Below are 21,768 nucleotides of genomic sequence, written 5' to 3'. Positions count from 1 at the left end.
GAGCGGCGTCAGGCGTCCCGACGATTGACGACGAACACTGCCGCTCCGAAGATCACCGCGGTGAAGGCGACGAAGTAGATCAGTCCGCCGATCGGACCCCAGTGGAAGTCGACACCGCCGCTGGATCCGAGGAAGTGATTGGCGTTGAGGAAGGGCAGGAACGGCTGGATTTTCTCGCCGACCGTCGGAATCACCCCGACGAGGTTCTCGATGAGCAGTGGCCACAGAAGCAGGATGGCGATTGCTCCGGCGGACTGCCGCATGAGAGCGCCGACGCCGATGGCCAGAACGACCTGGACGAACGCCAGGATGGCGGTCCCGTACAGGACGCGCCAGGTTCCATCGATGTCGAAGCCGAGCAGCGCACCTGCCTGCTCACCGGCGAGCGCCTTGGCGAGGTAGAGCCCGATGACGGCGAGCACGAACGACAGGATCGCACCGTAGACACCGACCAGCAGGGCCTTGGCCGCCAGTACCGATCCTCGGTTGGTCACGGCCTGGAACGTGGTTCGGATCAGACCGAACCGGTATTCGCTGGTCACGGTCAACGCGGCCAGGATCATCAACACCATCGAACCGAAGGTTCCGACGCCGAGTCCTACGACGTCGGCTGCCGTCGTGGGCGGAATGCCCTCGGGCGCATCGGTTTCGGTGGCCAACTGAGCGGCCCAGCCCAGTATCGACGCGAATCCGAGACCGAGCACCACGATGATCGCGCTGCACCACCACGGCGACTTGGTCGAGGTGAACTTGATTCTTTCTGCTGCCAGTACGCCCATCAGAGTGAACCGCCCATCGCTTGTTGAGTGTTGGGGTTTTCGGCTCCCGCGCCGTGGTATTGCACTGTGTCTCCGGTGAGTTTCATGAAGGCTTCCTCGAGCGATCCTCGTTGAGAGGCCAACTCGTGCAGGGTGATTCCGGCTCGACCGGCGATGTCGCCGATCGTGTCGGTCGTGGAGTTCAGCACCACGAGCGAGGGCTGAAGTTCATCGGTCTTGTCCGGCTCGCGCACGGTGAGACCGGCCGTGGTCAACGCCTGACGGAGACCGTCGAGCTGCGGGCTGCGTACGCGCACCGATGCTTCGGAAGCGTGGTCGATGAATTCCTGCACCGAGGAATCCGAGATCAGCTTGCCGCGTCCGATGACGATGAGATGCTCCGCTGTCTGAGCCATCTCCGAGAGGAGGTGGCTCGAGACCAGCACCGTGCGACCCTCGGCTGCCAAGCGCTGCATGAACTTTCGGATCCAGACGATGCCCTCGGGATCGAGTCCGTTGACCGGCTCGTCGAACAGCAACACCTTGGGGTCGCCCAGCAAAGCGCCGGCGAGTCCCAGCCGCTGCGACATACCGAGCGAGAAGCCACCGGCATTCTTCTTGGCGACCTCGGACAGGCCCACCAGACGCAGCACCTCGTCGACTCGCGACTTGGGGATGCCGTTGGAGGCAGCCATCCACTCGAGGTGTGCACGAGCCGATCGGTTGGGGTGCACCCACTTGGCGTCGAGCAGGGCGCCGACGGTACGCAGTGGTTGCTTCAGGTGGCTGTAGCTCTTGCCCTCGATGGTCGCCGTGCCCGAGGTGGGTCGGTCGAGTCCGAGGATCATCCGCATGGTGGTCGACTTGCCTGCGCCGTTGGGGCCGAGGAAGCCGGTCACGATGCCGGGTTTGATGGTGAAGGTGAGGTTGTCGACCGCCGTCACCGCGCCGTATTGCTTGGTCAGTCCTGTCACTTCGATCATGGGTACAACTGTCCCCCATCGACAGCGTCCGCACATCGACCCACAGTCGACTCTTCCATCATCCTTTCGGATGACACACACCCTGAGACAGTCGGTCACATGGGCGGTGAGCGGTCACTCAGGCGGCACGCGGTCACACGGGCGCGGCCGCAAATGCGCGCGCGTTTGCCAGATGCGCGCGGAATCGCCTCGCATTCGCCACAATTCTGCGCGCGTTTCACAAAAGCGCGCGCGTTTGCCGGATGCGCAGCACCACAGGCAAGGCAGCCGGTCACATGGGCGGCACGCGGTTATATGGGGTGGCACGCGGTCACACGGGCGCGGTCACACGGGCGCGGCCGCAAATGCGCGCGCGTTTGCCAGATGCGCGCGGAATCGCCTCGCATTCGCCACTATTCTGCGCGCGTTCCACAAATGCGCGCGCGTTTGCCGGATGCGCAGAACCACACGCAACGCAGCCGGTCACATGGGCGAGCTGGCCTGCGCCCAGAATCGTTTCGGAATTCGGCCGGCGTGCCTGGCCTGGTACCCCGCGGCGACAGCATGACGCATCGCCGACGCCATCAGCGCCGGGTCTTTTGCCCTGGTCACCGCGGTCGCGAGCAGCACCGCATCGCAGCCGAGTTCCATGGCGAGGGTGGCGTCGCTGGCGGTGCCGATGCCCGCGTCGAGGATCACCGGAACCGATGCGGCGTCGACGATCATCTCGATGTTGTGGGGGTTGGAGATGCCGAGCCCGGTGCCGATGGGCGAGCCGAGCGGCATGACGGCCACGCAGCCGATGTCCTCGAGTCGCTTCGCCAGTACCGGGTCGTCGGTGGTGTACGGCAGCACCTGGAAACCGTCGTCCACGAGTTGTTCTGCGGCCTTGACCAATTCGATGGCGTCGGGCAGCAGGGTCCGCTCGTCGGCGATCACTTCGAGTTTCACCCAGTCGGTCTCGAGCGCCTCACGGCCCAGTTGCGCGGTGAGCACTGCTTCGGCCGCGCCACGGCAGCCTGCGGTGTTCGGCAGCGGAGCGATGTTCAACCGGCGCAGCAGATCCAGCACTCCCGTCCCACCGGCTGCGTCAACGCGGCGCATCGCGACGGTGGTCAGTTCGGTTCCCGACGCGACGAGGGCCTCCTCGAGTACCGCGAGATTCGCCGCTCCCCCGGTGCCGGTGATGAGCCTGGAGGTGAAGGTGCGGTCGGCGATGACCAGTTGTTCAGCCACCCCAGGAGTGGAGCCCGCGGAACGACCCTCAGCCACCCTGAACCGCCGTGAGGACGTCGATGGTCCAACCCTTTTCGACGCTGGTGGTGTCCCAGCGACTCTTGGGCAGCACCGCTCCGTCGACGGCGACGGCGATGCCCTTCTCGGGCAGCCCCAGGAATTCGAGCAGCCGACGCATGGTCATGTCCTCGGTGAGCAAGTGGTCCTCACCGTTGACGGTGATACCGATCGCGACCTGTGTCATGGTGTCCTCTCTATGTGCGAAAAGCGTTCGGGTGTAGCTGTTTTCGCCTCCTGCAGCGCCTCGCCGGAGATGAGTGCGGCGACTGCGTCGGCGGTGATGGGCGCGAGCAGGATGCCGTTGCGGCCGTGGCCGGTGGCAACGATCACCTGGGGAGACAGCCTGCCGATGATGGGCAGTCCGTCCGGGCTCATCGGCCGCAGTCCGGCAGCGGTTTCGTACAGTTCGTATTCGCCGATGCTCGGCATGAGCCGTTCGGCGTCGGCGATGAGGTCTCGTACCCCGGCGACGGTGACCTGAGTGTCCTGGCCGGATTCGTATTGGGTTGCGCCGACGACCAATCCGTCGCCGCGCGGTACCAGGTAGATCGCGCGCCCGTGCACGGTTCCGCGAACGGTCCGGTTCGGCGGCGGCGCGGCACTCGGTCGACGACGCAGCCGCAGGATTTCGCCCTTGACCGGCCGGACCGGAAGGGTGGGCCACAACGCCGCCGACTGCGCCCCGGCGGCCAGGACCACCTGATCGGCGTCGGGAATGGTGTCGACCGAGTCCGTGGAGAACTCCACTCCCGCATCCATGCATCCCTGCTCGAGTGCGGCGATCAGCACGCGATTGTCCACCGACAACTCGGTCGGAGCCAGCAGGCCGAGTCGAATGTTCTGTGCCAGAGCCGGTTCGAGCTCGCGCAGCTGCGCCCGTCCCAGAATCTCGAGCTCGTGCCCCTGTTCGCCCACCCATTCGGCGATGGTTCGCAGATCGGCGGCATCGGCGGAGTCGAGGGCAACCGTCACCGATCCCGCTGCGGAGAACACCGAGGGGCCGGGGAGGCGTCGGGCAAATTCCGGCCACCGCGCCAACGACGCAGCGCCCAGGTGCAGCAGTTCGTGTTCGCCGGGCCAGCCCTCGGACAACGGTGCCAGCATTCCGCCCGCGACCCAGGATGCGCCCTTGCCCAGAGCGGGATCGTGAACGACGACCCGGTGACCGTCCCGGCTCAGGCGCAGCGCCGTCGACAGCCCGATGACGCCTCCGCCGATAACGACGATGTGCACGCGATTCACGTCCTCACTCCCTGCGCCCGCATGATCGGGTTCAGGTATTGACGGTAAGGGCGGCGAACCCACTCTCAGCCCCACGATCCTCGGGACTCCCGCGATATCTCGGCCACTCCGTCGTCGGTGGCGGCCACCATGAGAATACAGTTCGCTTTGTGCATCCATCTCAGACCGCCCGCAACCAGACTCCCCGTGAGCGTCTTGCGTCCGCTCGCCTGTACCTGTGTACCGATGCCAGGCGCGACAAGGGCGACCTCGCGCAGTTCGCCGAGGCCGCGTTGTCCGGTGGCGTCGACATCATCCAGCTGCGCGACAAGAACTCCGCCGGCGAGCGCGAGTTCGGTCCCCTCGAAGCCAAGGACGAGCTCGCTGCGCTGGCGATTCTGCTCGCTGCCACCAAGCGGCACGGTGCGCTGCTCGCGGTCAACGATCGCGCGGATCTGGCGTTGGCCTCGGGCGCGGACGTGCTGCATCTCGGCCAAGGCGATCTGCCGGTGCACTACGCGCGGCAGATTCTGGGACCGGACGTGGTGATCGGGCGCTCGACGCAGAACCGCGCTCAGTCCTCGCTCGCCGCGATCGAGAACGGCGTCGACTACTTCGCCGTCGGGCCGGTGTGGCCGACGCCCACCAAGCCCAATCGCAAGGCCGCGGGGCTCGAGACTCTGCGGGCGACGGCGGACTCGCTCCCGGAGCGGCCGTGGTTCGCCATCGGCGGCGTCGACGCGACCAATGTCGATCAGGTCAGGGCAGCCGGTGCCGATCGCATCGTCGTGGTCCGCGCCATCACCGAGGCCAGGGACCCGCAGGCGGCCGCCCGTTCACTGGTGCAGGCGCTTCAGCCCTAGAACCCTAAAGCCCTAGAGCCACGACAGAACCGTGGACGGCGTCAGGACCTGCACCGAGGTGGGCAGCCGATTCTGCAGTCCGCGATCGGCGGTGACCAGCGCCGTCAGGTCCCCATCGAGGTCGGCCTGCTCGGCCAGGGTGTCGTCGCCACTGCCGTCGGCGAGGATCGTCCGGGTGCGCGGGTCGTCGACCACGGCGTCCCTGGCCTGGCCTTCGAGGACGGCTTCGATGCGGGTGAGCCAGCCGTACTGACCGCTCGGCAGTTCGACGGTGCGCGGCAGCGTCTCGGCGAGCGAGGTCAGCAGTGCGCCGGTGGATCCGGCACGGTCCTTCCACCATCCGTTCGGTCGCGAGCCCAGCACGTTGGCGGTATCGAGCAGCACTCGAAGCGGCACGGTGCGCAGCGACGGCCAGCTGGACGCGAAACCAGGGTGCAACGGGAGTTCGTCGACGATCGACTCCGGCACCCAGCGCAGCTCGGTGCTCTCCCCGTTGGGCACGGTGGTCAACGGATGATCGGTATCGGCGACGACGGTGGTGTAAGACCAGCCGCTCTCGACGCTCGCGGTGACGCGCTCGCTGCGCACACTGACCTGTTCGGCCGAGATACCGGCTTCTTCGTGGGCCTCACGCACCGCCGCGTGCGCGGTGCTCTCGTGGGAATCGCGGGCTCCGCCCGGTAGCGCCCAGGTTCCGCCCTGGTGACTCCACAGGGCACGGTGCTGGAGCAGCACCACCGGTTCGCCGGCGTTCGACGGTGCACGCAGCAACAGTCCGGCGGCACCGTGCTTTCCCCAGTGCCGAGTGCCGTTCTCGCCGATCACCCAGCCGTCCCCGTCACCACGCATACTCACCACCCTAGGTGAATCACCTGCCTGTAGTGGCTGCAGTACCGTCCGCCTACTTATATGCTCGGGTGCGTGATCGCGGCCGGTATTACCCCCTCCGCTGCCGTCCCCCCGACAACGGCTACGCACGTCGGTGTCGCTGCAGGCAAGCCACCGGTTCGATACACGATGCGTTCGACGCCTGCGCGGTTGGTCGCGATGGGAACCGCGCTGGTGGTGCTCGCGTTGACGGTCGGAAATCTCGCGTCCACGGCAGTGACCGATCGAGTCGACACCCTGGGCACCCTGTTGGTGCGCACCGAGCCGTTCGCGAACTCGGCACAGAATCTGTACGGGGCGCTGTCGGTCGCCGACGCGGCTGCGGCCACCGCGTTCATCGCCGGCGGTCTCGAGCCGCCCGAGGTGCGCGAGCGCTACTCGCAGGCGCTCGGCGAGGCGTCGTCCGAGCTGATCGCGGCCTCGGCCGGGGTGACCGAGAACGACGCGGCCACCAGCGCGGTGCTCACCCAGATCGCCGCCGGGTTGCCGGTGTACAGCGGCCTGGTCGAGACGGCGCGAGCCAACAACCGCAGCGGAAATCCGGTGGGCGCGGCGTACCTCGGCGAGGCGTCGACGATGATGCAGACGAGCTTGCTGCCGCTGGCCGAGAAGTTGTACACCGAGCAGGCGTCGCGGGTGTCGGCCGATCAGGAACGGTTCACCAGTCCTCCACTGTTCGCGATCGGCTCGCTGGTGTTCCTGTTGCTGATGACCGGCCTGGCCCAGTGGTACCTGTCGCGGACCACTCGCCGGACGTTGAACGTCGGATTCCTCACTGCCACAGTCGCTGTCGCCGGGCTACTGGGCTGGATGCTGGTGGTGGGACTGGTTTCCTCGATCGCCACCGATCGCGCGATCGACCGCGGAGTGTCTCCGCTGAAGTCCTACACGACGGGTTTCATTCTGGCGCAACAGGCCAGAGCAGACGAGACACTCGACCTCGCCCGCCGCGGCGGCGGTCAGGATTATGGAGAATCGTTCGACGCCAACGTCTCTCGGCTCACCGAGATGTTCCAGGGCGACACCGCGGTGATCGATGCACTGAACACGTGGTCGGTCTCGCACTCGAGGATCGATTCCGCACTCGAGGTCGGCGATTTCAACGGCGCGGTCTCCATTGCCACCGGCACCGGCGAGTCCGATTCGGCGGCCGCGTTCACCGCGCTGGACAGCGTCCTGGTCGACGGAATCGAGAATGCGCGGAGCGAACTGCGGTCCAACATCGACCGATCGGTGTGGGTGCTGTCCGGACTGCCGGACGGCGCGTACGTGCTCACCGTCTTCGCATCGGTCGCCTTCGGTGTCGGCCTGTTCCCGAGGCTGCGGGAGTACCTGTGAAACGTCTACTCGCCGTCGGCATCCTGGTCACCGCCCTGTTGGTCGGCTGTTCGCCGCCGGAGAACTCTGCGCCGCAGGTCGACACGACATTCACCGAACCGCCACTACCGGAAGGCGCGTCCGTCGCCGCTCGCCCCACCGAGAGCCCCGCCGACGACGAGTGCGCCCGCCCCACCGCAAGCCTGCGACCACTGGAGACGGGCACCGATGCTCCGCCACCGCCACAACCGACCATCGACGCACTGCGCGCCAAGGGCCGGTTGGTCGTCGGGTTGGACACGGGCAGCAACCTTTTCAGCTTCCGCGATCCGATGACCGGTCAGCTGGTCGGGTTCGATGTCGACATCGCGCGGGAAGTCTCACGAGACCTGTTCGGCGATCCGAACCGGTTGGACTTTCGCATCCTCACCTCCGCACAGCGGCTCGAAGCTCTGCAGGATTCTTCGGTGGACATGGTGGTCAAGACGATGACCATCACGTGCGCTCGCCGCAAGGACGTCCAGTTCTCCACCGTGTACTTCCAAGCGCAGCACCGTGTTCTGGTGGTGCAGGGTTCGGGCATCCGCGGAGTCGAGGACCTGGCGGGCAAGCGAGTATGCGCCGTGGAGGGCACCACCTCGCTGCGACGCATCCAACGCGTCCAGCCTGCCGCGACCGTGGTGACGGTACCGATGTGGTCGGATTGCCTTGTGGTGCTGCAGCAACGGCAGGTCGACGCCATCAGCACCGACGACGCGATATTGGCCGGTCTCGCAGCACAGGATCCGTACCTCGAGATCGTCGGTGACAGCCTGAGCCCGGAGCCGTACGGGGTGGGAATCAACAAGGACAACGAGGATCTGGTCCGCTTCGTCAACGGCACGTTGGCACGCATTCGCTCCGACGGCACGTGGAACCGCATCTACAACCGGTGGCTGACCGTGCTCGGCCCCTCCCCCGGTCCGCCCAGCGCGACGTACAGCGATTAGGGGCGCCGACATGGACGACGACGAACAGCAGCAGACGGCCCCGGCGGAGCGAACGCAGGCGGTCTCGCGCACCGACGACAGCGAGCGCACCCGGGCTGTGTCGAGAACACCGGCCGGATCGAACACGGACGGCGTCTCGGGAACGGACGGCATCGAGCGCACCCAGGCCGTCTCACGGTCACCGGTCGACGATCGGACCCCGACATCCGCTCCGTCACACCCTGCTTCCACGCGCTCCAAGACGGGTCGGTCGAGATCCGGTCGATCGCGCAGCACCGGCATTCGGCGACGACTCGGCGGCGGTCTGGTGGATGTGCCCCGCGTCGAACCGATCGATCCTGCCACCGCAGTGATGTCGGATCCGTCGGTGCCGCAGCACAAACGGTTCTGCTGGAAGTGCAATGCCAAGGTCGGCCGCAGTGAACCGGGCGGTCCCGACGTGGAGATGGGCATCTGCCCGCACTGCGGCGCAACGTTCGACTTCACTCCGTTGCTGGAGCCGGGCGATCGCGTGGTCGGTCAATACGACGTGCAGGGCTGCATCGCGCACGGCGGACTCGGCTGGATCTACCTCGCCATCGACCGCAACGTCAGCGACCGCTGGGTGGTACTCAAGGGACTGCTGCACTTCGGTGACGAAGAGGCACACGCCGTCGCGGTCGCCGAGCGGCAATTCCTCGCCGAGGTCGCCCATCCCGGTGTGGTGAAAATCTACAACTTCGTCGAGCAACCCCGCAGCGACGGCTCGACCGTCGGCTTCATCGTCATGGAATACGTCGGCGGCCGCTCACTGCGCGACATCCTCACCGCGTGCGGTGACGGCACCCGGCTGCCCGTCGAACAGGCACTCGCCTACGTCCTCGAAGTGCTTCCGGCACTGGGTTACCTGCATTCGATCGGACTGGTCTACAACGACCTCAAGCCGGAGAACATCATGGTCTCCGACGACCAGATCAAACTCATCGACCTCGGTGCGGTCGCAGGTATCGAGGACTACGGCTACCTGTACGGCACGGTGGGCTACCAGGCACCGGAGATCGTGAAGACGGGACCGACGGTGGCGTCGGACATCTTCACGGTCGGCCGCACGCTCGCGGTCTTGACGCTGAACATGCCGTCGAAGAACGGCAAGTACCTCGACGGCCTGCCTTCGGCCGAGGAATCCGAAGTACTGCAACAGTTTCCGTCACTGCACCGACTGTTGCTGCGCGCGACGCACGAGGACCCCGCTCGGCGGTTCCGATCCGCGGACGAATTCGCCGGGCAGGCCACCGGCGTGTTGCGCGAGATCCTGGCCATCAGAACAGGTGTCGAGCGGCCGGGACTGTCGACGGTATTCAGCCCGCCGCGTACCACTTTCGGCACCGAGCATTCGGTGGGACGCACCGACACCTACGTGGACGGTACGGTGCGCCACGAACGAATGACCGCAGCCGAAGTGGTTGCCGCGCTTCCGGTTCCGTTGGTGGACCCCAACGACCCGAGCGCGCCGCTGCTGGCGGCCGCCGTACACGTGGAACCTCGACAGACCCTGGACTCGCTGCAGCACGCCAAACGCAACGGCATCGAACGCGTCACCTCGGGAGCCGAATCGAGCCGTTCCGGGGGCTCCTCCGGTCCCGTGGAACTGAGTCTCGAGATCACCCTCGCCGAGGTCAAAGCCCATCTGGATCTCGGGAACGTCGTCGAAGCAACCGACATTCTGGCCAAGGTGCAGTCGACCGACCACACCGCGGACCCGTGGCGAGTGCAGTGGTACGCGGGCCTGATCGCACTGCTGCATCACGAATACGATTCTGCGTTCGCCGATTTCGACAACGTGCTCGGCGCGATGCCCGGTGAACTCGCACCCAAGCTCGCGCTCGGAGCCACCTCCGAACTGCTCGGGCATGTGGCCGCAGGCAACGGCGAGGAAGCCGAGAAGTGGCGGGCCCGCGCCGAGGGTCTGTACCGCGCGGTGTGGCGAACCAATCGTGGCATCGTCAGCTCGGCATTCGGCCTGGCCAGGCAGTTGCAGCGCCGCGGCGATCAGACCGGGGCCATCGCCGCGCTGGATCAGGTGCCGATCAGTTCGCGGCACTACTCCATGGCCCGCATGACGAGTGTGTTGACGTTGCTGATGGACCGCTCGCGAGCCGAGCTGTCCGAATCCGATTTCCGTTCTGCTGCACGGCGAGTGGCGTTGCTGCCCAAGGCCGAGAGCCGGGCGCTGCAGATGCGGACGCTGGTGCTGGCGATGGCCCTGGACTGGATCGTCTCCGGCCACGCCGCCACCGCCGAGCGGGAGCCCATTCTCAGCGTGCCGTTCACCGAGGACGGGTTGCGGCGCGGCACCGAGAAGGGCCTTCGCGCACTGGCTCGCAACGCCACCGATCGCGCCCACCGCTTCTCGCTGGTGGATCTGGCGAACGCGATCAGGCCACGTTCGTTGTTCTAGGCGACTTCTCTGACCAGGTCGTCCGCCGCACGCGCGATCGCCAGCTCCTCGTCGGTCGGCACCACCAACACCGTGACGGTGGACGAGTCGGTCGAGATCACCCGAGCCTGCTTGCTGCGCACCGCATTACGCTCGGCGTCGATCTCGATGCCGAAGCCCTCGAGATTCGCGAGGGCGTCCGCGCGCACCGCTGCGGCGTTCTCGCCGACACCGGCGGTGAACGTGATGGCGTCCAGCCGTCCCAGCCCGATCATGTACGCACCGATGTATTTACGCAGACGGTGGATATAGACGTCGTAGGCCAAGCGTGCGGAGGCGTCGCCGTCGTCGATCCGCTGCTGCAATTGCCTGAAGTCGTTGACCCCGCACAGTCCGATCAGCCCGGAGCGACGGTTGAGCAGCGCATCGATGTCGTCGACGCTCATGCCCGCACTGCGCCGCAGGTGCATGATCACGCCGGGGTCGATATCCCCACTGCGCGTACCCATCACAAGACCTTCGAGGGGAGTCAGTCCCATCGAGGTGTCGACCGCCTTGCCGCCGGCGACGGCCGAGGCCGACGCACCGTTGCCCAGATGCAGCACGATCTGGTCGATGTCGGCGAGGTCGCGGCCGAGGAACTGCGCCACCTGCTCGGACACGTAACGATGCGAGGTGCCGTGGAAGCCGTACCGTCGGATGTCGTGCTCGGCAGCGACGGTCGCGTCGATGGCGTAGGTCGCGGCCGCGTCGGGCAGGGAATGAAAGAAGGCAGTATCGAACACTGCCACATGAGGCACGTTCGGCAGTTGCTTCCTGGCGACCTCGATGCCCAGCACGTTGGGCGGATTGTGCAGTGGTGCAAGGTTGCTCAGATCGGAGATCTGTTGCACGACGGAGTCGTCGATGATCGTCGGACGGTAGAAGACGGTCCCGCCGTGGACGACGCGATGCCCGACCGCGGTGACCGATTCCAGTTCGACGCCTGCGTCGGCGAGCATCTCGAAGGCCAGGGCCAGACCGGCACCGTGGTCGTCGATGTGCTGGATTCGCTCGACACTCTCGCCCCGGTGGTCGAGTTCGACGCGACCGTCGGATTCACCGATGCGCTCGACGAGCCCACTGGCCACGGATTCCCCCGAGCCCGGGTCGACGAGTTGGAACTTGACCGAGGACGAACCGGAGTTGACGACGAGAATGCTCACTTGCCCTCCTGATCGGCTGCGGCGGCGATGCCCTGTGCCTGAATCGCCGTGATGGCGACGGTGTTGACGATGTCCTCGACCAGCGCACCGCGCGAGAGATCGTTGACGGGCTTGCGTAGGCCCTGCAGAACAGGTCCGACGGCAACCGCGCCGGCGCTGCGCTGGACGGCCTTGTAGGTGTTGTTGCCGGTGTTGAGGTCCGGGAAGATGAACACCGTCGCTCGGCCCGCGACGTCGGAATCGGGCAGCTTCGACGCGGCGACGGACGGTTCGATCGCCGCGTCGTACTGAATCGGACCCTCCACGAGCAGTTCCGGATTACGTTCGCGCACAAGCGCTGTGGCTTGCCGAACCTTGTCGACGTCGGCTCCGGAACCGGACTCGCCGGTGGAGTACGACAGCATGGCCACCCGCGGCTCGATACCGAATTGGGCCGAGGTCTGCGCCGAGGAGACGGCGATGTCGGCCAGCTGCTCGGCCGTCGGGTCGGGTACGACGGCGCAGTCACCGTAGGCGAGAACACGATCGGACAGGCACATCAGGAAGATCGACGACACCGTCGACACACCCTCGGTGGTCTTGATGATCTCGAACGACGGCTTGATGGTGTGCGCGGTGGTGTGCGCCGCGCCCGAGACCATGCCGTCGGCAATCCCCTTGTGCACCATCATCGTTCCGAAGTACGAGATGTCGGCCATGATCTCGCGGGCGCGGTCGATCGTCATTCCCTTGTGCTTGCGCAGCTCGGTGTACTCGGCCGCGAAGTCCTCGGCGTAGTCGCAGTTCTTGGGGTCGAGAACCGTGGCACTGTCGAGGTCGACGCCCAGTTCCGACGCGCGTCGTCGGATGGGACCTTCCTCGCCGAGGATCGTCAGGTCCGCGACCTGCCGCTGCAGCAGACGTCCGGCAGCCCGCAGGATGCGATCGTCGCCGCCCTCGGGGAGCACGATGTGCTTGCGGTCGGCGCGTGCCCGGTGGATCAGCTGGTACTCGAACATCTGCGGGGTCGTGATGGTGGGAATGGCGATGTCGAGACGACCCAGAAGGGTTTTCGCATCGACCCGCTGTTCCATCAGGCCGAGTGCGGTGTCCACCTTGCGCTGCGAGCCCACCGCCACCCGGCCGCGCGTCTGCGCTGCAGCCGAGGCGGTGTCGAAGGTGCCGAGCTCGGTGGTCAGGATCGGCAACCGGGGGCCGAGACCCGCCACCAGACGAGCGATGGCCGGATGGGGCTCGATGCCGCCGTTCATGATGATGCCGGCCAGGGACGGAAACCCCTCCGCCTCATGGGCATTGACGAGGGCGAGCAACACGTCGGATCGGTCTGCGGGTGCGATGACGACGACACCCTCGGTCAGGCGTTCGAGGATGTGCTCGGCCGTCATGCCACCGACCATGACCCGCAACGCTTCTCGCTGCAGCAATGACGAATCACCGGAGTACAGTGTGCCGTCCACCGCCTCGAGCAGTTCCGCCATCGTCGGCGCGACGAGGAGCGGAATCTCCGGCAGAGACCACGCAGGCACACCCACCGACGCCAATGCGTCGGTGACCGCATCGAGATCCTCGGGCGCGCAACGGTTCGCCACGATCGCAGCCAAGTGGGCGTGGTGCTGACGCAGCTCGCCCTGGCACAGAGTGGCCAACTGTGCGATCTCGTCGGGCGTGCGACCGGACCCGCGCAGCGCAAGCAGCACGGGGGCACCGAGATTGACCGCGATGCGAGCATTGAAGCCGAGTTCACTGGGGCTGCCCACGTCGGTGTAATCGCTGCCCACGATCACCACGGCGTCGCACTGAGAAGCGACCTCGTGATACCGATCGACGATCTTGCTGAGCGCGGCATCCTGATCGGCGTGCACCTGCTCGTACGTGACACCGAGCGACTGCTCGTACGTCAGATCAGCAGTGGTGTGCTCGACGAGCAACTCGAGGATGTAATCGGGCTCGTCGGTCGATCGGGCGATGGGACGGAACACCCCCACCCGGGCCGCGGACGCAGCGAGCATCTGCAGCACACCGAGCGCGATGGTCGACTTCCCGGTGTCCCCTTCCGGTGACGCGATGTAGATGCTCGAGGGATACATGTCCGACGCGTCGGTGCCGCTGGGCTCAGCCATGCCCGCCAGCCTAGTAGGGGTCGTTCCGCAGGCTCCACTCCTGCCTGATACGGGTCGTTCCGCAGGCTCCACTCCTGCTGGTAAGGGTCGTTCCGCAGGCTCTACTCCTGCCCAATGGTTCAGGTGTTGACACCGGGCGCGGTCGGGTTGTCCCATGAACCATGGCCGAATCACCGTTCCCGGATGTGCGCTGGGGCAGCGAAACCTCGTTCATCCGCAAGCCCGCCGTGAAGTTCGCGTCGACGAAGCCCGGTTCGTGGGTCATCCGGAACCTCGCAGGCGTCGACCGGTGGTTACTGACCAAGTCCGACGGCCGTTTCACCGTCCTCGGACCGATCGCGGCTCCGGTGGTGTTGCTGACCACCACCGGCCGCAAATCCGGCAAACCCAGGACCAGCCCACTGCTGTACTACCGGGAGGACGACAAGATCTACGTCGTCGGCTCCAACTTCGGTCAGCAGCACCACCCGGCGTGGACGTCGAACCTGCTCGCCGACCCGAAGGCCGTGGTGGCCATCGGCGGCAAAAAGATCCCAGTGCTCGCCACCCGCATCACCGGAGACGAGAAGGCTCGCATCTACCGGCAGTTCGACGCGATGGTCGAGGTGTACGGCGAGTACGAGACCCGGACCGACCGCGACATGCGATTGTTCGCACTCACGGCCGATCTCGGTGGTCCTTCGTAACTACCCGAGCTTGCGCAGGCGCGGTGCGAGGTCCTTCTCGAAGAGTTCGAGGAACCGCTTCTGATCGTGGCCCGGGGCGTGGAACACCAGGTGATTCAGGCCGGCATCGGTGTACTGCTTGACCTTCTCCACTGCCTCGTCCGGGTCCGATGCGACGATCCAGCGCTTGGCGACCTGCTCGATCGGCAGCTCGTCGGCGGCCTTCTCCATCTCGATCGGATCGTCGATCGAGTGCTTCTGCTCCGGCGTCAGCGACAGCGGAGCCCAGAAGCGGCAATTCTCCAGCGCCAGTTCGGGATCGGTGTCGTAGCTGATCTTGATCTCGATCATCTTGTCGATCTCACCGGCGTCGCGCTCGGCCTTGCCCGCGCCCTCTTCCACGGCAGGAAGCAGCTTGTCGGTGTAGAGCTCCATGCCCTTGCCCGAGGTGCAGATGAAACCGTCGCCCGCGCGTCCTGCGTACCGCGCCACCACGGGACCACCGGCGGCGATGTAGACCGGGATGCCACCCTCGGGAACGTCGTAGATCGACGCACCCTTGGTCGTGTAGTACTCGCCTTCGAAGTCGACGCGGTCGCCGAGCCACAGCTCGCGCATCAACCGCACCGACTCACGCAGGCGCGCGAATCGTTCCTTGAACTCCGGCCATTCGCCGGTGAATCCGGTCGCGATCTCGTTGAGCGCTTCGCCGGTACCGACACCGAGCATGATGCGTCCGGGATACAGGCAGCCCATCGTCGCGAACGCCTGAGCGATGACCGACGGGTTGTAACGGAAGGTCGGTGTCAGCACCGAGGTGCCGAGCTGAATCGTGTTCGTCCGCTCGCCGACAGCCGTCATCCAGGCAAGGGAGAACGGCGCGTGCCCGCCCTCGTGCCGCCACGGCTGGAAGTGATCACTGACCGTCGCCGAATCCATACCGTGCTGCTCGGCGAGCACACCGAGCTCGACCAACTCCCGCGGTCCGAACTGCTCCGCCGATGCCTTGTACCCCAGCTTGAGACCCTGCGCCACGCCGAACTCCTGTCGTTGGTCGTCCTAGTTCTTCGATTGTGCACCTGTGGTGGTTCGTCACGCTCTACTGGATCCCCAGAACCGTGACCACTGCAGCCAGCACCGCCACTGCGCCGATACCGATCGCGAAGATCCACAGATCCCGTGACTCGGGCATCGGTGCACCGCTTTCGAGGGCATCTCGAACGCGCATCCACCGTCGCAGACCGATGATCGGTGCTGCTGCCGCGAGGCCGATCAGAACCAGACCGAGGGTCGTCCGAACCCACCCGGTACTGAAATCGGGAACCAGGTGGACGATCGCAATTCCGCCGGCGAGCAGGCCGAGCGACGTCCGCAGCCAGGCGAGAAAGGTGCGCTCACTGGCGAGCGTGAACCGCTCGTCGGGGCGCGTCACGCGTGTGCGGTCATGCGCTCGCGAATGAGATGGGCAACCAGTTCAGGATCGTCGGGGGTGAATACCGGCGAGATGCGGCGGATAGTCAACACCACTGCAGTGTCCTTCTTGGGACGCATCACGTCCAGTGGGAGCCACTGATCGATCCACGATGCGCCCCACAGCCGCCACCGCCCGTTCCAATTGCCGAGGACGGCGGTGTCGACGGCGCGAATCCTGTCGTAGGGGACGAACTTCTTCGTGGCGACGGGGAAGTAGTAGTACCTCAGCGTGACGCCGGCTTCGTCGAGAAGGACCAGTCCATCGTCGTAGATGACGTCGCCATTTATTCGCATAGGTAACGGTATGTCTTCGAGCTCGGAGCACGCAACAGCGGATTCCGGAACTTATCTCGAGCTCGGCGCAGGCGTACGGACCAACGTCAGGTGCGAGGTTCGACGCAACTCGAATCCGATGGAGAGGTAGAGCTCGATGGCGCGCACGTTCGCGTCCGACGCATGCAGGAACGGCTCCTCACCGCGGGCCCGAATACCGTGACCGACCGCGCGAACCAGGTCGGTGGCCAGACCCTGCCCGCGGAACGCCGGGTCGGTACACACGGCACTGATCTCCGTCCAGCCAGTGGGGTGCATACGCTCGCCCGCCATCGCGACCAGCGCGCCATCGCGTCGAACACCGAGGTACGTGCCGAGTTCGATGGTGCGGGGCAGGAACGGCCCGGGCTCGGTGCGACCGACCAGGTCGAGCATCTCCGGGACGTCCGCTGCAGTCAGCTCGACCGCCTCGGCGAAGGGCCGCGTCTCGAGGTGCGTGCCGACGAGCTGCACCAGACCGAAGGTCTCCAGGTGCGACCAGCCCTCGGGCAGTTCGCGTTCCGGACCGTCGAGTGCGACGACGGTCCGCGGCCCGAACAGGGCGGCGATGTCGTCCCAGTCCTGGGACTCGAGGACGTCGGGGTGCACCAGGAACGGAGACACCTCGGGATCGGCACGGATGATCCGTCCGCGCCGGACCGCGAACCGCGAGAGCGAGCCCTCGAGGGAATTACGAACGGGGTCGTCAAGAGGGTGAGCAGACACGACAGACAGCGTCGCACGAACCGACTCACGCCCCTGCGCACAGTCGGACTCGACACCAATACTTATACCGGTATCGTTGTTCGTCATACGGCGAAAGGCACCACATGATCGAGATTCTTCCCCCCACCAAGATCCCCCTCGCGCGCGAATCCGGCGCACTGGTGGCCGGGATTCTTCGGACCGTCCGCGAACGCGCCACAGTCGGCACCAATCTGCTCGAGATCGATCAGTGGACCAAGGAGATCATCGAGGGAGCCGGGGCGACGTCCTGCTACGTCGACTACGCGCCGTCCTTCGGCCGCGGTCCGTTCGGTCACTACATCTGCACCTCCGTCAACGATGCTGTGCTACACGGCCTTCCACACGACTACGCGCTGGCCGACGGCGATCTGCTGACGCTGGACCTGGCCGTGATCCTCGGCGGCGTCGCAGCGGATTCGGCCATCAGTTTTGTCGTCGGTGAGAACAAGCCAGCCCAGGCTCTCGCGATGATCGACGCCACCGAACGGGCGCTGGCCGCGGGAATCGATGCGGCTAGACCGGGCAACAAGATCGGCGATATCTCCCACGCCATCGGCACGGTGCTCAGCGCTGCCGGTTACCCGATCAACATGCAGTTCGGCGGCCACGGCATCGGCTCGACGATGCACCAGGATCCCCACGTCTCCAACTCCGGACGGCCCGGCCGCGGTTACCGCCTACGCCCGGGCTTGATGTTGGCACTCGAGCCGTGGGTCATGGAGGACACCGCCGAACTCGTCACCGACCCCGACGGCTGGACCCTACGAAGCACGACGGGCTGCCTCACCGCGCACAGCGAGCACACCGTGATCATCACCGACGACGGTGCAGAGATAATGACGTTGCCCGCGTAACTACAGCCGTTTCTCGAAGGTGTTCGAGAAGGGCAGCACCTCGTAGGGCGGGAACACCGGAATTCGGGTGTAGCCGCTCTTCTCGTACAGACGAACTGCGTCGGGCTGTCGGTCTCCGGTCTGCAGAATCAGCCGCGACAGGCCCTGCTCACGAGCAGCGTTCTCCGACGCCACCAGCAGAGCGGTAGATACACCCGAGCCGCGATGGTCGGGGTGTACGAACATGCGCTTCAGCTCGAGGTCCGCCCCGTTCCACCGCAACGCTGCATGTCCGACGGCCTGTTCCGCACCCTCCTGGTCACGGCGATACACGAGGAACGTCCGGTGCACAGAGCTCTCGTCGACGGCGTTGGCCTGGGTCTTGGACATCAGAGCGGCCCGGTCGGCGTAACGGGGACCCACCTCGGCGGCCATCGAGGCACGAAGGGCTTCGGCGTCGGGATGATCCCAGTCGACGCTGCGGATCGTGAGTTCGGTTCGTGGTCGGCATACATCGGTCACGCCCGATCGCAACATGCCGAGGATCGTCGGGTCAACAGTTGCGCTCACGGTGAGCAGATCCATGGCGAACCTTCGATTCGTCGTCGACCATGTGACTGTGAACGAGAACTGTCGCTGCCACCACTGACCGATCGCCCCAGTATCTGCAGCAACCCTTGTCCCAGGAGTTCTCCAGCCATGACCACCGAAGCCACAGTCGTTGTCCGTATCTCCGATTCCGGAACATCATCACTGCAGGGGTTGACCCGACCGCAGCTGCACGCACTGGCCGAGGCGCTCCGCAGCGCCGCCAAAAGCTATGCCCCGCATGCGAAAATCCTCACGCGATTCGATGTGAGGGTCAACGAACTGAACGCGCCACTGGTCATCGATATCCCGGCCCGCGACGTGATCCTGGGCGGCAGGAGCATTCGTCTCTCCCACACCGAGTTCGAGATCTTCGCCTACCTGGCGCGGCACCCTCGGGTCGTGGTCGGACGATCCGAACTCAGCACCTCCGACGGCGGACGCAGTGTCGACGTCCACCTCTCCCGAGTGCGCACCAAACTCGGTCAGTTCGGTCGATTGATCACCACTGTCCGAGGAACCGGCTATCGCTTCGACCCGGAACCGGGAATCCGGGTCATCACGCAACCGACGGTATTGCGTAGCGCCTGACCGTTACTGCGACAGAGCAGCAGTTCTGCGGCGACGGTTTCGACGCACCACCACGAATACCAGCAGAGCGACCAGAACCACGGCGATGATCGCACCCAGTGCGGTGGCACCGCGGAAGCCCGGCGCACTGGTATCGAGGGTGCGTTGGCCGGCATGAGCCGCGTTGCTGGTACCCAGGACGATGGTGAGGGTCAACAGGTTCGGAATCGCCGTGACGACAGCCAGGATCACCGACCCGATGGCGAGCTGCTTGCCCGCCCTGCCCTTCCGAACCGACCAGGCGCTCCAGAAGAACACCAGCGGCGCGAACGTGCACACGATGCCGAACAGCAGGCCCCACAGAATGCCCTTGGTGAACGTGCGGTCGGCCAGGGTCTCCACCCGCAGACTCCACCAGCGCGGAAGAAACGCTGCCAAGATGAAGTAGGCGATCAACAGCAGGACGATGCCGGCTCCGACGAGAATGCCCCGCCTCTTCCAGTTCGCCGAGCTGGTCGACGGTGCGGGCGTGGTCGGATCGGCAGTCATGAGGACATCGTAGATCGTGTGTGGCCGTACCCCACTCGAGTCGAGACCCGATCGTTAGCTTCCATCGTCGACGCGCGTCTCGACGGCTCCGTGTGCGTGCCGAGTTCGAATCACGATGAGCCTAACCATTTTGCTTCGGTCGCCGAAGGGCCATCGTCGAAATTTATGACAACCAGCACTATTCGAACGTCCGTCGTTCCCTTCGTTCTCAACGCCAGCGGTACCGGGGTCGCCCAGCACCTCGTCGCCGAGGGCGATGCAGGCCACCGGTTCGACACCGATGCCTACCCCGCATTCGGTGGTAAGGACGAGGCACCCAGCCCGTTGTTCTACGCGCTCGGTGCGTTGACCTCGTGCAACCAGGTGACGGCCGCCCTCGTCGCCAAGGACTTGGGAATCACACTCGGCGAGTTCACGTTTCGCATCCAAGGCGACCTCGACACCGCAGTGCTCGTGAACGGTGACGAAGGAAATGCGAACTTCGACGCCGTGAAGGTCGAGGCCACGGTTCAGACCGACGCCGACCAGGAGACCTTCGACAAGTTCGTCTCCGAGGTCGCTCGCCGTTGCCCGGTGACCCAGCTCTTCGTTCGCAGCGGCCTTGACTTCGTGAACGAGTGGTCACGCGCAGACCTCAGCTGAGCGCGGTCTGTATTCCGATCTGCTCGTAGGGAGCGCCGCGACGCGCCCTACGAGGCCTGGACCTGTGCCCACGCGGGCTCCTCGTCGAGACCGACGTGCCCGCGCAACGTCGTCACCGTGTAGTCGGTGCGATATCCCCTCGCTCGTGACGAGCCGAGACCAGCTTGTCCAGGTCAATTCACGCTGACGTTACGAATGCATCATCAGCCGCGGATACCGAAGTCGACGGCCGCGTGGGTACACGCGGGCTGTGCTCCGAGACGATCGAGGATCGCTGCTACTCGTGCTTTCAGCCAGGTCATGGACCCGACGCTAGGCTCGACGCCCAGATTTGGCACCGGTTGAAATCACGCTGATTCGAACGACCCGAATTGGGATGATCGGCCGGAAGAGCATGTGCGTAGTTGCGCCCGAACAGTCAGGGAATCAGGACGAACTTTCCGCGCGGATGCGTCGATTGCAGTTCAGCGTGTGCCACGGCAGCCTCGGCGAGCGGGAAGGTCTTTGCGACCGTCACCTCGAACACTCCCGCACCGGCCTGCTCCAACAGCACCGGAGATGCGAGGCGTCGACGCTCCATGCTCGCCGGCCCACCGACGGTCGAAAATCTATCCGTCGAAGCCCGTCCGAAGGCTGCCGTCGTCACCAATCTTGCTCGATCCGTGAGCAATTCGAGAGACACGTCGACCGCCTCGTCGGTGCCCACCGTATCGATTGCCGCATCGATACCGTTCGGTGCGGCTACCCGGACCCGGTCGATCAGTCCGTCGCCGTATTCGACGGGCTCGGCACCGTAGGCCCGGAGTGCATCGTGGTTCTGTAGGCGCGCGGTCCCGATGACGGTTGCACCGCGCTCCAGAGCGAGCTGAGCCACCACGGACCCGACGCCGCCTGCCGCTCCGTGTACGAGAACAGTGTCTCCGCTCTTGATTCTGACGGACTCCAGTGCGTCGTACGCAGTTCCAGCCACGGCGAGTACACCCGCAGCAACGTTCCAGTCCAAGGCTTCCGGCTTCGGAAACACGAACCGTGCGGGAACCAGAATCCGTTCGGCGTACGTGCCGTTCTGGCCGGACACGACAACCTCGTCGCCGACGGCGATCGGCCCGACCGGGCCCTCGACGGCTCCGCCGACCGCAACCACGGTTCCCGATGCCTCGCTACCCAACGCAATCGGGAGTTTGGATTCGTCGGTGCCGAACGCACCGCTGTAGCTCTTGTAGTCGAAAGGGTTGACGCCGATTGCCCTGACCTCGACCAGAACTTCGCCTTCGGACGGTTCAGGCAGATTTCGTTCGACGATCTCGATGGCGTCCGGTCCACCGTAGGACGCTGCAACTGCAACTCGTGTCAT

The 21,768-nt window shown here is 65.5% G+C and carries 23 protein-coding genes; 8 read left to right on the top strand and 15 right to left on the bottom strand.

Annotated elements, in window-relative coordinates; genetic code table 11:
- Positions 1–8: 8 nt before the first annotated feature.
- The 5 genes from CH302_RS25390 to thiO all read right to left on the bottom strand — a co-directional run bounded on the left by CH302_RS25390 (position 9) and on the right by thiO (position 4,249).
- Positions 9–779 carry an ABC transporter permease gene (locus CH302_RS25390; protein ID WP_037186706.1) on the bottom strand — a complete coding sequence of 257 codons (771 nt, stop codon included), beginning with the start codon at positions 777–779 and terminating at the stop codon, positions 9–11.
- Positions 779–1,741, bottom strand: a complete 963-nt coding sequence (locus CH302_RS25385; RefSeq protein WP_037186705.1) for an ABC transporter ATP-binding protein — start codon at positions 1,739–1,741, stop codon at positions 779–781. The genes CH302_RS25390 and CH302_RS25385 overlap by 1 nt, the downstream gene beginning before the upstream one ends.
- A gap of 462 nt (positions 1,742–2,203) precedes the next feature.
- A complete protein-coding gene (locus CH302_RS25380) occupies positions 2,204–2,956 on the bottom strand; it encodes a thiazole synthase (RefSeq protein ID WP_037186704.1) in 753 nt (250 codons plus the stop codon).
- A 28-nt stretch (positions 2,957–2,984) separates the two neighbouring features.
- The gene (thiS, locus tag CH302_RS25375; protein WP_037186702.1) at positions 2,985–3,200 is read right to left on the bottom strand and encodes a sulfur carrier protein ThiS; all 216 of its coding nucleotides are present in this window, start codon (positions 3,198–3,200) and stop codon (positions 2,985–2,987) included.
- Complete coding sequence (gene thiO / locus CH302_RS25370) at positions 3,197–4,249, bottom strand: glycine oxidase ThiO (RefSeq protein WP_230596175.1); 1,053 nt, start codon at positions 4,247–4,249, stop codon at positions 3,197–3,199. The genes thiS and thiO overlap by 4 nt, the downstream gene beginning before the upstream one ends.
- A gap of 158 nt (positions 4,250–4,407) precedes the next feature.
- Here thiO and thiE point away from each other — a divergent pair, with 158 nt between their 5' ends.
- Positions 4,408–5,100, top strand: a complete 693-nt coding sequence (gene thiE, locus CH302_RS25365) for a thiamine phosphate synthase (protein ID WP_037186701.1) — start codon at positions 4,408–4,410, stop codon at positions 5,098–5,100.
- 12 nt (positions 5,101–5,112) lie between these two features.
- Here thiE and CH302_RS25360 read toward each other — a convergent pair whose 3' ends face one another.
- Positions 5,113–5,949 (bottom strand): NUDIX hydrolase, encoded by an 837-nt coding sequence (locus tag CH302_RS25360; RefSeq protein WP_037188572.1) that lies wholly within the window; start codon positions 5,947–5,949, stop codon positions 5,113–5,115.
- A 72-nt stretch (positions 5,950–6,021) separates the two neighbouring features.
- On the opposite strand from CH302_RS25360, the gene CH302_RS25355 reads away from it, so the two are divergent.
- Genes CH302_RS25355 through CH302_RS25345 form a run of 3 tightly spaced genes read left to right on the top strand, consistent with a single transcriptional unit; the run spans position 6,022 to position 10,731 of the window.
- On the top strand, positions 6,022–7,326 hold the full coding sequence (locus CH302_RS25355; protein WP_037188570.1) for a hypothetical protein: 1,305 nt from the start codon (positions 6,022–6,024) through the stop codon (positions 7,324–7,326).
- Entirely contained in the window at positions 7,323–8,294 is a 972-nt protein-coding gene (locus CH302_RS25350) for a glutamate ABC transporter substrate-binding protein (RefSeq protein ID WP_037186698.1), read from the top strand. The genes CH302_RS25355 and CH302_RS25350 overlap by 4 nt, the downstream gene beginning before the upstream one ends.
- Positions 8,295–8,304: 10 nt before the next feature.
- Positions 8,305–10,731: a serine/threonine-protein kinase gene (locus CH302_RS25345; protein WP_176460774.1), complete on the top strand. Its 2,427-nt coding sequence runs from the start codon at positions 8,305–8,307 to the stop codon at positions 10,729–10,731.
- Here CH302_RS25345 and CH302_RS25340 read toward each other — a convergent pair.
- Positions 10,728–11,915, bottom strand: a complete 1,188-nt coding sequence (locus CH302_RS25340; protein WP_037186695.1) for an acetate kinase — start codon at positions 11,913–11,915, stop codon at positions 10,728–10,730. The two genes, CH302_RS25345 and CH302_RS25340, sit on opposite strands and share 4 nt — an antisense overlap.
- Positions 11,912–14,035: a phosphate acetyltransferase gene (gene pta / locus CH302_RS25335; RefSeq protein WP_052047252.1), complete on the bottom strand. Its 2,124-nt coding sequence runs from the start codon at positions 14,033–14,035 to the stop codon at positions 11,912–11,914. Before pta ends, CH302_RS25340 begins: the two co-directional genes overlap by 4 nt.
- Positions 14,036–14,196: 161 nt before the next feature.
- Between pta and CH302_RS25330 the strand changes: the two genes are divergently transcribed.
- Positions 14,197–14,721, top strand: a complete 525-nt coding sequence (locus CH302_RS25330) for a nitroreductase/quinone reductase family protein (protein WP_037186693.1) — start codon at positions 14,197–14,199, stop codon at positions 14,719–14,721.
- Here CH302_RS25330 and fgd read toward each other — a convergent pair whose 3' ends face one another.
- The 4 genes from fgd to CH302_RS25310 all read right to left on the bottom strand — a co-directional run bounded on the left by fgd (position 14,722) and on the right by CH302_RS25310 (position 17,211).
- Positions 14,722–15,735, bottom strand: a complete 1,014-nt coding sequence (gene fgd / locus CH302_RS25325) for a glucose-6-phosphate dehydrogenase (coenzyme-F420) (protein ID WP_032401751.1) — start codon at positions 15,733–15,735, stop codon at positions 14,722–14,724. It abuts the gene before it with no gap.
- 64 nt (positions 15,736–15,799) lie between these two features.
- Entirely contained in the window at positions 15,800–16,132 is a 333-nt protein-coding gene (locus CH302_RS25320) for a YidH family protein (RefSeq protein ID WP_037186690.1), read from the bottom strand.
- Entirely contained in the window at positions 16,129–16,467 is a 339-nt protein-coding gene (locus CH302_RS25315) for a hypothetical protein (protein ID WP_037186688.1), read from the bottom strand. Before CH302_RS25315 ends, CH302_RS25320 begins: the two co-directional genes overlap by 4 nt.
- Positions 16,468–16,518: 51 nt before the next feature.
- The gene (locus CH302_RS25310) at positions 16,519–17,211 is read right to left on the bottom strand and encodes a GNAT family N-acetyltransferase (RefSeq protein WP_094650126.1); all 693 of its coding nucleotides are present in this window, start codon (positions 17,209–17,211) and stop codon (positions 16,519–16,521) included.
- A gap of 104 nt (positions 17,212–17,315) precedes the next feature.
- Here CH302_RS25310 and map point away from each other — a divergent pair, with 104 nt between their 5' ends.
- Positions 17,316–18,086 (top strand): type I methionyl aminopeptidase, encoded by a 771-nt coding sequence (map, locus tag CH302_RS25305; protein WP_037186686.1) that lies wholly within the window; start codon positions 17,316–17,318, stop codon positions 18,084–18,086.
- Here map and CH302_RS25300 read toward each other — a convergent pair whose 3' ends face one another.
- Positions 18,087–18,602, bottom strand: a complete 516-nt coding sequence (locus CH302_RS25300; RefSeq protein ID WP_052047392.1) for a GNAT family N-acetyltransferase — start codon at positions 18,600–18,602, stop codon at positions 18,087–18,089.
- A gap of 162 nt (positions 18,603–18,764) precedes the next feature.
- Between CH302_RS25300 and CH302_RS25295 the strand changes: the two genes are divergently transcribed.
- On the top strand, positions 18,765–19,244 hold the full coding sequence (locus CH302_RS25295) for a winged helix-turn-helix domain-containing protein (RefSeq protein ID WP_037186683.1): 480 nt from the start codon (positions 18,765–18,767) through the stop codon (positions 19,242–19,244).
- A gap of 3 nt (positions 19,245–19,247) precedes the next feature.
- On the opposite strand, the gene CH302_RS25290 is transcribed toward CH302_RS25295, so the two are convergent.
- The gene (locus CH302_RS25290; protein WP_037186681.1) at positions 19,248–19,772 is read right to left on the bottom strand and encodes a hypothetical protein; all 525 of its coding nucleotides are present in this window, start codon (positions 19,770–19,772) and stop codon (positions 19,248–19,250) included.
- Between the two features lie 165 nt (positions 19,773–19,937).
- On the opposite strand from CH302_RS25290, the gene CH302_RS25285 reads away from it, so the two are divergent.
- Positions 19,938–20,414: an OsmC family protein gene (locus CH302_RS25285; protein WP_037186679.1), complete on the top strand. Its 477-nt coding sequence runs from the start codon at positions 19,938–19,940 to the stop codon at positions 20,412–20,414.
- Positions 20,415–20,832: 418 nt separating this feature from the next.
- Here CH302_RS25285 and CH302_RS25280 read toward each other — a convergent pair whose 3' ends face one another.
- Positions 20,833–21,768, bottom strand: a complete 936-nt coding sequence (locus tag CH302_RS25280; RefSeq protein WP_037186677.1) for an NADP-dependent oxidoreductase — start codon at positions 21,766–21,768, stop codon at positions 20,833–20,835.

Origin of the sequence: Rhodococcus sp. 15-2388-1-1a, from assembly GCF_002259145.1 — a bacterium.
Lineage (GTDB): Bacteria > Actinomycetota > Actinomycetes > Mycobacteriales > Mycobacteriaceae > Rhodococcoides.
This window is presented reverse-complemented; position numbering and strand designations above follow the sequence as displayed.